11 protein-coding genes are annotated in these 13,947 nt (G+C 32.9%); 5 read left to right on the top strand and 6 right to left on the bottom strand.

Going from position 1 to position 13,947, the window contains the following annotated elements; all coding sequences use genetic code 11:
• Window positions 1–18 precede the first annotated feature (18 nt).
• Window positions 19–2,412 (bottom strand): TonB-dependent receptor, encoded by a 2,394-nt coding sequence (locus tag C1X07_RS15480; RefSeq protein WP_103070949.1) that lies wholly within the window; start codon window positions 2,410–2,412, stop codon window positions 19–21.
• A gap of 115 nt (window positions 2,413–2,527) precedes the next feature.
• Here C1X07_RS15480 and C1X07_RS15485 point away from each other — a divergent pair, with 115 nt between their 5' ends.
• Window positions 2,528–3,520: a helix-turn-helix domain-containing protein gene (locus tag C1X07_RS15485; RefSeq protein WP_103070950.1), complete on the top strand. Its 993-nt coding sequence runs from the start codon at window positions 2,528–2,530 to the stop codon at window positions 3,518–3,520.
• A 60-nt stretch (window positions 3,521–3,580) separates the two neighbouring features.
• Here the strand turns inward: C1X07_RS15485 and C1X07_RS15490 are convergent, their stop codons facing one another.
• Entirely contained in the window at window positions 3,581–4,552 is a 972-nt protein-coding gene (locus C1X07_RS15490; RefSeq protein ID WP_103070951.1) for an aldo/keto reductase, read from the bottom strand.
• A 262-nt stretch (window positions 4,553–4,814) separates the two neighbouring features.
• Between C1X07_RS15490 and C1X07_RS15495 the strand changes: the two genes are divergently transcribed.
• The 4 genes from C1X07_RS15495 (at window position 4,815) to C1X07_RS15510 (ending at window position 10,318) form a co-directional block, all read left to right on the top strand.
• The gene (locus C1X07_RS15495) at window positions 4,815–5,411 is read left to right on the top strand and encodes a TetR/AcrR family transcriptional regulator (protein WP_103070952.1); all 597 of its coding nucleotides are present in this window, start codon (window positions 4,815–4,817) and stop codon (window positions 5,409–5,411) included.
• A gap of 256 nt (window positions 5,412–5,667) precedes the next feature.
• A complete protein-coding gene (locus tag C1X07_RS15500) occupies window positions 5,668–8,070 on the top strand; it encodes an efflux RND transporter permease subunit (RefSeq protein ID WP_103070953.1) in 2,403 nt (800 codons plus the stop codon).
• Window positions 8,071–8,092: 22 nt separating this feature from the next.
• Window positions 8,093–8,866, top strand: coding sequence for an outer membrane lipoprotein-sorting protein (locus tag C1X07_RS15505; RefSeq protein ID WP_103071099.1), 774 nt, complete (start codon window positions 8,093–8,095; stop codon window positions 8,864–8,866).
• Between the two features lie 252 nt (window positions 8,867–9,118).
• Window positions 9,119–10,318 carry a hypothetical protein gene (locus tag C1X07_RS15510; protein WP_103070954.1) on the top strand — a complete coding sequence of 400 codons (1,200 nt, stop codon included), beginning with the start codon at window positions 9,119–9,121 and terminating at the stop codon, window positions 10,316–10,318.
• Window positions 10,319–10,406: 88 nt separating this feature from the next.
• Here the strand turns inward: C1X07_RS15510 and C1X07_RS15515 are convergent, their stop codons facing one another.
• The 4 genes from C1X07_RS15515 to tpiA form a co-directional block, all read right to left on the bottom strand.
• Complete coding sequence (locus C1X07_RS15515) at window positions 10,407–11,258, bottom strand: M57 family metalloprotease (RefSeq protein ID WP_103070955.1); 852 nt, start codon at window positions 11,256–11,258, stop codon at window positions 10,407–10,409.
• Between the two features lie 554 nt (window positions 11,259–11,812).
• Window positions 11,813–12,088, bottom strand: a complete 276-nt coding sequence (locus C1X07_RS15525) for an ATP-dependent Clp protease adaptor ClpS (RefSeq protein ID WP_103070957.1) — start codon at window positions 12,086–12,088, stop codon at window positions 11,813–11,815.
• Between the two features lie 59 nt (window positions 12,089–12,147).
• Window positions 12,148–12,987, bottom strand: coding sequence for a 50S ribosomal protein L11 methyltransferase (gene prmA, locus C1X07_RS15530; RefSeq protein ID WP_103070958.1), 840 nt, complete (start codon window positions 12,985–12,987; stop codon window positions 12,148–12,150).
• A gap of 159 nt (window positions 12,988–13,146) precedes the next feature.
• A complete protein-coding gene (gene tpiA / locus C1X07_RS15535; protein ID WP_103070959.1) occupies window positions 13,147–13,899 on the bottom strand; it encodes a triose-phosphate isomerase in 753 nt (250 codons plus the stop codon).
• Window positions 13,900–13,947: the final 48 nt, after the last annotated feature.

Genomic DNA, 13,947 nt, shown 5'->3' on the forward strand with positions numbered 1-13,947 from the left:
AGCCTGTTGTTTTAAGTATTAAAGTTTATAAGTAAATCCTAAAATAAAATTAAAAGGTTTTTGTGGTATTCCGTAAGCGTTATAATATTCTTTATCAAAAAGATTGTTGAATTTTAGATCGAATTTATATTTTCCTTTTTGATAAAAGGCGGTAGCATCAAAGGTAGTATACTCCTTAGCCCAAAAGGTATTGGTAAGGCTTCCTACAGCGTAAATTTTACTCATATAATTTCCTCCAAAACCAGCTCCAATCCCCTTAAGTTTTCCTTTTAGTGCTTTATAGCTTATCCAAAAATTAGCTACGGTCTCTGGACTTAATGTAAGTCTCTTACCATTAACTTCGGGATTAGAGTGATTTTTGTTCTCGGCATTATTATAGGTATAGCCTATTACCATATTAAGTCCCGGAAATGGGTTAGCTATTAAATCGGCCTCGACACCTGTACTTTTAATCTCTCCATCTTGAGCCTGAAAAGCATATCCTTGTCCTCTGTATGACAACACAGCATTATCGATATCAATATTATAATAACTAATGGTACTCTTAATTTTCCCCTTAAGAAGATTCAGTTTTAATCCTGTTTCCCATTGTTTCACTTCTTCAGGATCAAAATTACCTGTATCTCCTGCTTGATTTATTTGTCCTGGAGGAACATTTTTAAATCCATTCATATAATTTCCAAAAACAGAAAGCTTTTCATCAAAAGGAGTATATGAGAACCCTCCATTATAAGATATTTTGTCTTGGGTGTACCCTGCGTTACGACCAAAATTTGGTGCAGGCATATCATTTATTATCGTAGGGTCGTTTGTAAATTCGTCATATCTTACTCCTCCTAATATCGTCAACTTTTTGCTTAATGTAATCGCATTAGAAAGATATATTCCCAAATTTTCAGTTCCCGCTTCAGTATCAAAAATAGCTCCATCTATAGCATCAACACCCGCATTAGTAATTTCTGGAATAACTGCATTAGGGTCATCCAAATTAATAGTGTCGATATTTAAAAACCCACGCTGTCCTCTTTTTAATGTAAAATCTCTATAATCTTTTACATAACTTCCTCCTACAAGAAGTTTGTTTTCTATATTCCCGAAATTAAATACTCCTTGAAAATCTTGACGAATCTCGAAGTTCCCTCCTTTTTCGGGTAGAAACTTAATGGCACTTCTTCCGAGCAAATCATCCTGTATAGCGTCTAACGCCAGATATACACCGTCTATTTTAAAATCGGTATATGAAAATGCAGTTTTAGAAGTCCAATTATTTGTTATCTTATAGTCTGCGTTAAATTGAGTGACCACATACTCCATATCCGCAGCTAGTTTTTTACTAGAGTAGTTGTTATAATAGTCCCACTTAATTTCATCCCAACTATTAGCTTCTACATCTCGTCCAACAAAACGTGCAAAATTTAAATTTCTATTGGTTTTAAAATATTCTGCATTGATATCGATTGTAAATCTTTTGGATAACTTAAAAGTAAATGCAGGTGAAATCATTACATTTCTTCTTCTTTCTGTTTCTTGAAAGCTTTCTTCAGAATGAAAAGCTCCATTTACCCTAAAAAGAACATTCTTTTTCTTATCCAAAGGAGTATTAAAATCAGCAGTAAGTCGGTTCAAATCCCAACTCCCTAAATTGTAAGATAATTCAAGTAAACTATTCTCCAAAGGTTTCTTGGTCACAAGGTTTACTACTCCCCCATAAAACCCAGAACCAAAAATAACAGCTGAAGGTCCCTTTATAACCTCTACACGTTCTATATTTTGCAAAGCAACAGGTGTTCTTACATTTGCTCTAAGTCCATTTTTTATTTTAGAATCTGTTCTAAACCCTCTGGCATATACAGATACAAACCCAGCATTTCCTTCTACATATCCACCTCCTGTAATACTTTTAAAAGCAGAAGGTAAATCTGTACTTACCTGTTCTTGCATTAGAGCATTTGAAACTACGGTATATGATTGTGGATTATGTATATTTTTTATAGGAAGTCTTGAGACAAATTCTGTCTTTTTGTGTGCAAATTGATTTAATCGTTCTGCAACCAAAACTACCTCCTGTAACTGTTCTTCATTAACATTCAACTTAATATCTGTTAATTGAACCATTTGCCCTTCGGTAACGGTAATAGATACAGCTTTGGTTTCTAAACCAATTAATGAAAACTCCACTGCGTAGGTTCCGGGCTGAATTCTTGCTAACACAAACTGACCTTCATTATCTGTTATCGTTCCCTTATCTGTATCTTTAAGCAACACATTAACCATTGCTGCTGGTTTTCCGTCTGAGGTATAGACTGTTCCTTCAACTCCTCCTGTTTTTTGTTGGGTATAACCAACAGTTCCTATAAAACATATAAGAAGGCAAATCGCTTTTTCGAGCATTTTCATTTTTGATATATTCATAATATTCCCTACTTTCGTTATTTAGATTTGGATTAAATAATCGGCGCAAATGTATTCTTATGTAGGAAGACAAAAGCAACGTGAAAAGTATTATTAAAGCCGTGAAACGTATTTTATGAAGTCCGTTTTTAAAAGTGAAGTCTTCACAGAAAAAATCATTACAAAAAAACTAGCCCCTGGGCTTAGGACTCGTGAGTTGTCTGAAAAAAATGTCGTGCTAGATTATACTTCTGTAAAAAGTAACACCAAAGAGATACTTCTGGATGGGATTAAAATAAATATAAGAAAAGAACGAATTGACCCCCCTTTTATAGTTGAAGTCGAACATGATTTTCCTTTCTTAAAAATACATTTTGAAATAAAAGGAAGTAGTAAGTACAGTCCTAAAAATGATAAAAGCGTTGCTGTTAATATTCCTGGAGGACATTACAATTTTTTTTATTTACCCAAAGTGAAAGGCGTTTTAAGATATGATACCTCTATAAGAAATACTCTAGAAATTGTTTTTACCAAGGCATATCTTAAGCGTGTTTTTGGAGATTCGCTTAAAAAAATAAGTGCCGGTTTTGGAGACGCTTTAGAAAAAGATATTCCCTTTTTAATGTGGGAACAAAGTAGACCTATTCCTTCACAATTATATTCTATCATACAGGAAATCATTAATTGCAAATTTAAAGAAGGTATAAAAAAGGCTTATTTAGAATCAAAAATAACAGAAATACTTACCATCTTTTTTGATTGTCTAAAGGAGAAAAGAGAATCCCCTATATCAGGTAAAAAGATTAGTAAAGAAGATTATTCAAAGATCATAATAGCAGAAGATATTCTAAGAAAAAACCTTAAAGATCCCCCTACCATTTCTGAGTTATCAATCATTACTGGTATTAACCAATTTAAACTAAAGCAAAACTTCAAATTAGTTTTTGAAAAACCCATTTTCTCATACTTAACTCAATTAAGAATGGAGAACGCCAAACGGTTAATTACAGAAAAGGAATATACAATTGCTGAAGCTTCTTATGAGGTTGGTTATAAAAATCCCCAGCATTTTACTGCTGCTTTTAAAAGGAAATATAACTATCTACCGAGTGCTCTAAAAACTTATTGACCCTTTCTACTAGTAGTAACATTATTAAGAATGCATAAACAAATCTACTTTTGATAATCTTTATGTAGATAATTGTTCTTCTTTACGATCTGTAGCTAAGGTAGGGGTCAAGGAAAATCCAGAAATTTCATCTCTCAACTCTTTTGTCATTTCTATAGTTAAAGAATTTAAAGCTGGTTCTAATTGTGCTACAGTTCGTGCTCCTATTATCGGCGCCGTTATCGTTTGGTTAGCACTCACCCAGGCAATAGCTAAACTTACTGGATCATAATCATTTGCCATAGCAAATTTTATAAACCTATCAACAGTTTTATTAGTAACCTCATCATCATACCTTTTTTGATACATTTCACTGGTTTTGAACCTCCCATCTACATTGCTATTGTGATATTTCCCAGTTAACAGTCCACCTCCCAGAGGGCTATAGGAAGTCACTCCCAATTTCTCACTATAAGCCATTGGTAATAACTCTGATTCGCATTGGCGTTTTAATAGGCTATACATCGGTTGAATACATGTGATCGGTTCATAGTTAGATTTTTCAACAATCGAAATAGCCTTCATAACTTGCCATGCTGCGAAATTACTCAACCCTATGTAATGAATTTTACCTTGCTTTACAAAATCATTAAGTGTGGATAAACTTTCTTCCAATGGTGTTTCTGTATCAAAACAGTGCATATAATACAGGTCGATATAATCTGTATTTAACCTTTTTAGACTCTTATTTAACTCTTTAGTAAGGTGATGTCTACTCAATCCTCTATCATTTACAGTATTTCCAGTTGGGTAATATGCTTTTGTAGTTATAACAACTTCATCTCTATGCTCATAAATCAACTTACCCAAAATTCTTTCTGATTCTCCCTTGGCATATACATTAGCACAATCAAAAAAATTAACCCCTCTATCTCTCGAAGTTTGGTAAATTTTTTTAGACATAGCCGCATCTGCTCCATCTCCAAATGTCATGGTTCCTAAACATAATGAAGAGACCTTAATTCCAGAATTTCCTAAGTTTTTGTAATTCATTTTCTGTAATTTGTTACTATACTTTTAATTTCCACCCCACAAAATATACTTTATCCATATCTTGGATAATCTCGAACTTGCTTTGTTTTTAATAAGTACTACATTTGCACTAGGGATGGTTTTTGGATATATTTCACTCTTTAAGCATTTAAAAATCAGAATAATTAAACATTAAACCTAGGGCGTAAAGAAAATTTTAACGCTAAAATATTTGCATAACTAGACGACTGGTCATATTTTTGCTCCTATTAATTAAACTTTTATGTCGAAAACCTTAAAACATGAAATAAAAGCCGATTACCTTTTAGAAAAGGGTATGGAGATCATGTGGTCAAAAGGCTATAACGGCACTAGTGTTAATGATATCGTTAAGGCTGCTGAAGTTCCTAAAGGTTCTTTTTATTTTTATTTTGATAGTAAAGAAGATTTTGCAATAAAAGCTCTTAACAAATATTTTATGATGCAGATCACTCCTGCTCTAGAAATATTGCATGATAAATCTCTTCCTGCAAAACAACGGTTACTTAACTTTTATGAATATAGAATTGACATCATTAAAAAAGAACTGGAATGTAAAAAAGGATGTATGGGTTGCAACTTAAGTAATGAAATGGCCGAACATAATGATAACATAAGAGAAGCTATTTTAGAAAAAAATAATCGAATAAAATCTGAAATCATAGCGGTTGCATTGGAAGCCCAGAAAAATGGTAGTATCAATGCATTGATCAATGTTGAAAATATGGTAGATTTTATCGAAGATGCTGGCAAAGGAGCAATGACTACTATGAAAGAAACGCAAAGTTCGTACCCAATGGATAATGTAATGGATATGACTAGAAAATTATTTTTAGCATAATATTTTTTTTAACCACTGTAGACGACTGGTCAATTATTAACATTTAAATAACTTTTATATATAATGTAAAGTATATTTTAGCATAACAATAACTCAACCAAATAGACGACCGGTCAACTTATTGTTTTAAAAGATCTTTTAAAGATTTATTAAAAACCGTGTCCAACTATATATAATCAAATCGTCATACTATAAAACTCGTATCAAATCGATTTTCACTTTAACAAGTCGACTGGTCAACTAACAATTAACAAATATGAATGCATTAAAAAAAGCAGGTGACGCTACAAACGCGTTTGCAAGAAAATGGGCAGAATTTGTAATCAAATTCAAATGGCCTGTCTTAATAACTACATTAATCATTGCTCTAGGGCTAGGCTCTCAAGGCAATATGGAATTTGATGGTGATTACCATGTGTTTTTCAGTGAATCTAATCCAGAACTTGAAGCTTTTGATGCTTTACAGGATAAGTATACAAAGGATGATAATATCGTCATTGTACTTTCTCCCTCTAATGGGGATATATTTACTAAAGATAATTTAGTCGCTATTGAAGAACTTACTGCAGAATCCTGGAATACTCCATATTCTTCTCGTGTAGATGCGGTAACAAACTTTCAGCATACCAGCGCTCAAGGAGATGATTTGTATGTAGATGATCTATCATATGAATCTGCTCTAAAAACCAATTCTGAAATCAAACAGATAAGAGATAAAGCACTTAAAGAGCCTCTTCTTGTTAATCGTCTACTCAACGAAAAAGGAAGCATTACTGCAATTAATATCACTGTAAGGCTACCAGGTGTAGATAGCGCAAAAGAAATACCAGAAGTAACTGCTTTTGTTCGTAAATCTATTTCTGATTTTCAGGAAAAATACCCAAATTTTCAAGTCCACTCCTCTGGACTGGTACCTCTTAATACAGCATTTTTTGAATCTTCAATGAGAGATCTGATGCTCACCATGATTATGCTTATTATAGTAATCATTACCACGCTTATTCTTACACGAAATTTCTTCAGCACATTAGCAACTCTAATTGTGGTGCTATTCTCTATTATCAGTGCCATAGGCTTTGTAGGAATTATGGGGATTAAACTCACACCTCCTTCTTCTGTTTTTCCGACTATGATACTGACATTAGCTGTAGCAGACAGTATTCATATTCTAATTACTATGCTCCAAAAAATGCGTAAAGACGGTTACACAAAAAAAGAAGCGCTTGTAGAATCTATGCGTCTTAACTTCATGCCTGTACTTATTACTAGTTTAACTACCGTAATTGGATTTTTGACCATGAATTTTGGAGATGTTCCCCCTTTTTGGGACTTAGGTAATATTACCGCATTCGGAATGACAATGGCCTTCTTATACTCTACTACTGCGTTGCCAGCTCTTATGGCTATTTTACCTGTAAAAGTTAAGGAAAAGCAAAGAGCAGCTGTAAACAAACCAAGTTGGTATACCAATCTCGGTGTTTTTGTAGCAAAACAACCTAAAAGACTTGCCATAATTTCATTGGTGATTATAGCTGGTTTTACTTATCTCGCTACAAAAAATCAATTTAATGATGAGTTCATTAATTATTTTGACGAGAGTGTCAAATTTAGAAGTGATACCGATTACATAAGCGAGAATTTAACAGGAATCTATAATGTTGAGTTTTCAGTAGGAAGTGGAGAAAGTGGAGGGATCAATAACCCTAATTATCTCAAAAACCTTAATAATTTTGAAGATTGGCTTGAGGAACAACCAGAAGTCATTCATGTAAATGCTTTTAGTGAAGTAGCCAGAAGGGTAAACCGCTCTATGCATGGTGATGATGAGTCTTACTATCAAGTCCCAAAAAGTCGGGAAGAAGCCGCTCAATATCTACTGCTCTATGAACTTTCTTTACCATTTGGATTAGATCTAAACAATCAAATTAATGTGGACAAATCTGAAAGTAGAGTTACGGTAACTCTTCAGAATATTTCTAGTGCAGAAATGATTGCTTTCTCAAAAAGAGCCGAGTTATGGTTACAAAACAATACTCCTAAGCCAATGCATACTATTGGAGTAAGTCCGACTTTAATGTTTTCAAAATTAGGATTTAGGCAAGCCGAGAGTATGCTTAAGGGAAATATAATTGCTTTAATACTTATTTCTTTAGTCTTGATGCTAGCACTAAGAAACTTTAAGCTTGGTCTTTTAAGCATTATCCCCAATGTTACTCCTGTCTTTGTTGGTTTCGGTTTTTGGGCAATGTACAAAGCCCAGATTAATACAGGAATGGTAATCGTTTTTGGTATGACATTAGGTATAATTGTAGACGATACTGTACATTTTATGAGTAAATTTTTAAGAGCCCGTAGAGAACTGGGGTATGATGCCCGACAAGCTGTTATTTACGCATTTGAAACTGTAGGAAAAGCATTGGTAACAACCACTATTGTCCTTCTAGCAGGATTTGCCGTGCTCTCCACTTCTTCTTTTGCTCTAAATAGTTATATGGCAAGAATCACTGTAATCATTATTCTATCTGCTTTAATAATTGATTTCATACTTCTGCCTGCTTTACTCATACTTGTTAGCAAAAAGAACGAAGTAACAGAGATAACTTTAGAAAAGGTCGAAAAAAAAGAAAAATTAGAACCACAAGTACAACTTGATAAATAAATTAAAACAAAAAATTATAATTATGAGAACATTAATTTTTACAGGAATAGCATTATTAGGTATTTCAATGGCATCCGCACAAAGTGCCGAAGATCGAGGTATGCAAATTGCTAAGGCAGCGGATAAAGCTGACCAAGGTTTTAAAAGCTCTATTGTAAATCTTAAAATGACATTAAAAAATAAAAATGGACAAAAGAGCGAGCGCTTGCTCATTACCAGAACCTTAGAACAAACCGAAGATGGAGATAAGTCCCTGATTGTTTTTAATAGTCCAAAAGATGTAAAAGGTACCTCTACACTTACATTTACTCACAAAATAGGATCTGATGATCAATGGTTATTTCTACCATCGATTAAAAGAGTAAAAAGAATATCTTCTAACAATAAATCTGGACCTTTTGTTGGTAGTGAGTTTGCCTATGAAGATCTTTCTTCTCAAGAGGTAGAAAAATACAGTTACAAGTTTCTAGAAGAAAAAGGAGAACTTCTTTTGGTAGAACAAGACCCTGTAGATCCTAAATCTGGATACACTAGACGAATTGTTACTTACAATAAAAACAAACAATACCGGATAGAAAAAGTTGAGTTTTATGATAGAAAAAACTCATTATTAAAAACATTAACCTATAGCAATTATAAGCTATACAAAGGAAAATTCTGGAGAGCATTATCTCTCAATATGGTAAATCACCAAAGTAATAAAGAAACTTTATTAAAATTTAGTGAATATAACTTTGAGGCAGATCTTGCTGAAGAAGATTTTACTCAGGTCGCTCTAAAAAGAGCTGGTCAATAAGTAAGCACCTATTATTCTTATTAGTAACACCAAACGCAAGGCTCAATTTGTTATATCCAATAGTGGTTATTTTGGTTACCCAGATTGTTGTTTTTGTCACAATTAAGCCTTGTGTTTCTATAAAAAATACAATTACAATACATCTAGATTGATAAACAAGTAAATCCTACAGAAGTAACCACTTCTCATTGGTGTATTGATCATTATTCTTGATTCAATTAAAAATCAAGAAATAACAAAAAAAAACAGTTTATGAAGATTAATATTATTATCCTTCTGCTAGGAAGTTTTACTACGCTGTATGCTCAAAATAAAGAGTCTAAAAAACTAAATCATGATTTTGAGTTAGAACTAGAAGGAGAATATCGATATTTTTATGATAATGCGCTTTTTGAAAATCAGAAAGATCATTTTCCTTCTTTTGCAGTACGCCCTGAATATAAAGTAGAATGGAACAAAGGGTACGAAAGTATAAATTTTAAAGGTTTTTTTCGATTAGATGTTGATGATAAACGAACACACTGGGATATACGTGAGTTATACTACCAAAAGGCTAAAAACAATTGGGAGTTTAATCTAGGAGTAAAAAAAGTGTATTGGGGCGTAGCAGAAAGCAACCACCTGGTGGATATCATTAATCAAACCGATGCTGTCGAAACATTTGACGGTGAAGAAAAACTAGGGCAACCAATGGCACAATTTACCTGGATCACCGAAAAACTAGGAACTTTTGATTTTTTCTACCTTCCTTATCATCGCAAACGCACTTTTTCTGGAGAAAAAGGAAGATTACGTTTTTCTTCTGTAATTGATAAAGATGATTTAAGCTATGAAAGTGGAGCTAAAGAATGGCGTCAAGATATTGCTTTTCGTTGGAAACATTACTTTGATATTTTTGATATTGGTCTATCACATTTTTATGGAACTGGTAGAGAACCACTTTTCACGTTTGATGCTACAGGAAACATTAATGCCTTCTATCCTATTATCAATCAATCTGGAATAGATATACAGATTACACACAATGCTTTTTTATGGAAACTGGAATCTATCTATCGCAATGCCGATGCTCAAGATTTCATTGCATTGGTTGCGGGTCTGGAATACACCTTTTCTAACATCGATCGAAATGGTTTAGATATAGGTGTACTAGGAGAATATTTGTATGATGAGCGCAATGAATTTGCCCTAAATGCTTTACAAAATGATCTTTTTCTCGGAAGTCGAATAGCCTTTAATGACACTAAAGATACTTCAATTTTGATAGGAGGAATTACAGATTTAGAATCTAGTAGTACTATTTTTAGCCTTGAAGCTTCTAGACGTTTTGGCAATAGCTGGACTGCGGAGGTAGAAGCACGTGTTTTTAACAATATCAATAGGAATGAGCCTATCTTATCTAACTTTAGAGAAGATAGCTTCTTTAGAATTTCTATTTCCAAATATTTTTAAAGCTTACACAATCTAAAAAGAAAAAGCCATCCCTAGTTTAGCAGGATGGCTTTTATAAAAAGTTCAAAGCTTATCTTATAACTAATTCTTAGTACAGGTAGTTTAAAGCAGTTCTATCTCTGTTACTAAACTCTCCATCTTCACCACCATCAAAACAAGAGATCATAATAGAATCTGTATCTAAACCACTTTGTCCCCAACGGTTAGCAGTAGGAGTTCCTGGAATATGGATAGCTCCTATCCCAGCAGACCCTTCATTACTATTATCACATCTTCTTCGAGCATAATCAGTATGTCTGAATCCTAAACAGTGTCCCATTTCATGACCCATTAAATGCTCCATAGCATTGTTACTTAAACTGTTACTACCTGCGTTAATTTGAATCCACTTATATGGTCTTCCTCCACTAGGAAAACCTGCAGATCCTCCTGCACCCGAAGAACCATTATTATATACTACCATATCAGCATTGGTAGATGCAGAAAAAGATAGACTGAAACTAAGTGAATTATTTAATGCATTATAATTATTAACAGCCCATCGAAGTCCTGTTTGCATTTTACTGGTTAAAGCATACCCAGATCCTGTATATCCAATAATACTAATATTTCTATTACCACTAGATACAAGGTTATTTGTTCTGTATTGCTTATTCCCGTTTTCTATTTCTGCCAGTTTTTGTTCTGCCAATTTATTAATTGCCAAAATAAGATCGCTAGATTGTATAGCTTCTTCTACTGACCCATCTGGATGTTTTACCGTTACATATTCTGCCCCAAAATCGTTAACTCCTGCATCATGCAATGCCTGAATATGAGCTTTTGAAAGTAGTTCTGTAACAATTTCTGGTTGTGTCTCGTTAGAAACTTCTTTTTTTTCACAGGATATTGTATATCCAGCAACGATAGCGCAAAGCGCTAGTACTTTGATTTTTTTCATTTTTAATAAGTTGAGTTTGTGTAGTTATTAATACTATTTTATAGAGTTTTTAAGCTCTATTATAAATTTAAATTATGCAAAAAAAGCTTTGAACTTTTAATTTTTGCGGTTTGAAGATATAATAATTTTTTTGAAAAATCCGTTAATTTTTTAAACTATTTATTAAAAATACGGTAAAACCGTAAGATTAATTCAACAAAAACACCAAGTATTCCTTTTTTTCTTAGCTTAAAAATCGACCAAATACACATCGTATAGGATCAATAAATATGTAAAGAAAGTGTTAAAACAAGGGAAAAAGAAAGGTATTAAAGAAAATTATAATATAAATAAAAAACGCATGAAAGAAAGTTTTTTCTTACATATTATAATTTTTAAATTCTACAAACACCCAAAAAGCCAAATTTTTAAATATTTAACAACAATCATAAAATCATTATTCTATATAACAAAAATATTCATCAACAGTTCTTCAAAAGGTTATTTTCAAGACATAAAAAAAAGATCCAAAAATGGATCTTTTTTTATGTTTTTATATCCAAAATAGGAATAAGCTATACAATTTCTGCACTAAGACCTGCATCCAATAGTTTAGAACATCTTGGTACTAACTCTTCATACACTCCTGTTTTTACGGTACATTTTCCTTTATAATGCACTAATAATGCGCATTGCTCTGCCTGTACCAGGGTATGCTCACAAGAGTAAATTAAAGTTTCTATAACATGATCAAATGTATTTATATCATCGTTGTATAGAACAATTTCATTATTGCTTACTTCGACAGGCTTCTCCAGAACCTGTTCTAAGGTTTTCTCTTGAATACTCATAAGAGGGATTATTTTTTACAAATATAATAACTTAACCTATATTATTGCTAATATCTATGTTATTTTACCACATAAGACGCTGCTATCCAATTATTTCTACTTATATGATCTACATATTGTAAATCATTCTTCATGCACTCTTCTGTAATCATCTCTAAATCTTCCTTATAAAATCCACTTAAAAACAACTTCCCTTTTGAATTCAATGATTTCGCGTAGTGTTTTATATCATTTAGCAATATGTTACGGTTAATATTAGCTATTACAATATCATAATTTCTATCTGACAACAGAGAAACATCTCCTTCATACGCTGTTATATTGGCACAATTATTACGTTCTATATTCTCAACAGTATTTAAATAACACCAGTTATCAATATCTATAGCATCTGTTACCTCAGCTCCTCTCATTTCTGCCAAAATAGCCAAAACCCCTGTTCCGCACCCCATATCCAATACTGTTTTATTTTCAAAATCAGTTTTTAAAATATGCTGAATCATCATATGGGTAGTTTCGTGATGTCCAGTTCCAAATGACATTTTAGGTTCTATAATAATATCATATTGTGTGTCTGGTTTTTCATGAAAAGGCGCTCTAACGCTACACTTATCATCAACAACTATAGGGTCAAAATTCTTTTCCCATTCCTTATTCCAATTAATTTGCTCTATTTCTTCAACAGAATATTCTATTTTAAATTCTCCCGAGCTTAATACATAAACTCCTTCAAGAATACTTTCTTCCCACTCTTCACTTTGAATAAATGCATTAACCCCTTCTTCGGTTTCAACAAAACTTTCAAACCCTACATATCCTAATTCTGCAATTAATATTTCTGTAGCGGGCTGAAGAGGGGACACTTTAAAATAACATCCAATATATTTTATCTCTGACATCCTATTTTTTCTTTTACAAAATTAAAATCTTTTACCTAACAAAAAAAGCTGCCTGAAAAGTGTATTAAAACCTAGCTATCAGCCGTATAAAGACTTCGACAAGCTCAGTTTGACAAAAAAGTTTACTTTTCAGACAGCTCTATGTACGCTATGCACATTCTAGATAGCCTCTACGATAGCTGCAAAACTTTCGGTATCCAAAGCCGCTCCTCCTATTAATCCACCATCTACATCAGATTTTGCAAAAATTTCTTCTGCATTATTGGGTTTTACACTTCCTCCGTATAGAATTGAAACCTCATCAGCGATTTGTTGATCATAAGCTTCACTTATAGTCTTTCTTATAAACGCATGCATTTCCTGAGCTTGTTCTGGAGATGCAGTCTCACCAGTTCCAATTGCCCAAACAGGCTCATAGGCAAGGATTACATTTTTCCAATCCCCTGAACTGATATGAAAAAGTCCATTTTTTAATTGATTCTCTACCACTGAAAAGTGATTGTTACTTTTGCGATCTTGTAATTCTTCTCCGAAACAAAAAATTACAGTCATATTATGCTCTAAAGCTGCATTTACCTTCTCGGCCAACAGCTTATCAGTCTCTCCAAAATATGCTCTACGCTCGCTATGACCCAAAATCACTGTTTTTACTTCAATACTTTTTAACATATCTGCAGAGATCTCTCCTGTAAAGGCACCATTCTTAGCTTGATGCATATTTTGTGCTGCTACTGTAATAGCAGAATCTTCCAAAACTTCTATTGCACTATGCAAATTAGTAAATGTAGGTGCTACAATAATCTCAGCATCAGTAGATCCAGTTAATTTTGTTTTTAACTCAGAAAGCAATGCTTTGGTTTCTGCCAGATTTTTGTTCATTTTCCAGTTTCCGGCTACAATTTTTTTTCTCATTAATTTTAAAATTTATGTTTCGGTTAATAATAGTGTGGTTAATAATGT

The organism is Aquimarina sediminis (genome assembly GCF_002895435.1).
GTDB classification, from domain to species: Bacteria; Bacteroidota; Bacteroidia; order Flavobacteriales; family Flavobacteriaceae; genus Aquimarina; species Aquimarina sediminis.

What these genes read in the sequence shown, in the direction of transcription:
- C1X07_RS15480 (WP_103070949.1), bottom strand. Translation starts at nt 2,412, where the DNA reads ATGAATATATCAAAAATGAAAATGCTCGAAAAAGCGATTTGCCTTCTT.
- C1X07_RS15485 (WP_103070950.1), top strand. Translation starts at nt 2,528, where the DNA reads ATGAAGTCCGTTTTTAAAAGTGAAGTCTTCACAGAAAAAATCATTACA.
- C1X07_RS15490 (WP_103070951.1), bottom strand. Translation starts at nt 4,552, where the DNA reads ATGAATTACAAAAACTTAGGAAATTCTGGAATTAAGGTCTCTTCATTA.
- C1X07_RS15495 (WP_103070952.1), top strand. Translation starts at nt 4,815, where the DNA reads ATGTCGAAAACCTTAAAACATGAAATAAAAGCCGATTACCTTTTAGAA.
- C1X07_RS15500 (WP_103070953.1), top strand. Translation starts at nt 5,668, where the DNA reads ATGAATGCATTAAAAAAAGCAGGTGACGCTACAAACGCGTTTGCAAGA.
- C1X07_RS15505 (WP_103071099.1), top strand. Translation starts at nt 8,093, where the DNA reads ATGAGAACATTAATTTTTACAGGAATAGCATTATTAGGTATTTCAATG.
- C1X07_RS15510 (WP_103070954.1), top strand. Translation starts at nt 9,119, where the DNA reads ATGAAGATTAATATTATTATCCTTCTGCTAGGAAGTTTTACTACGCTG.
- C1X07_RS15515 (WP_103070955.1), bottom strand. Translation starts at nt 11,258, where the DNA reads ATGAAAAAAATCAAAGTACTAGCGCTTTGCGCTATCGTTGCTGGATAT.
- C1X07_RS15525 (WP_103070957.1), bottom strand. Translation starts at nt 12,088, where the DNA reads ATGAGTATTCAAGAGAAAACCTTAGAACAGGTTCTGGAGAAGCCTGTC.
- prmA (WP_103070958.1), bottom strand. Translation starts at nt 12,987, where the DNA reads ATGTCAGAGATAAAATATATTGGATGTTATTTTAAAGTGTCCCCTCTT.
- tpiA (WP_103070959.1), bottom strand. Translation starts at nt 13,899, where the DNA reads ATGAGAAAAAAAATTGTAGCCGGAAACTGGAAAATGAACAAAAATCTG.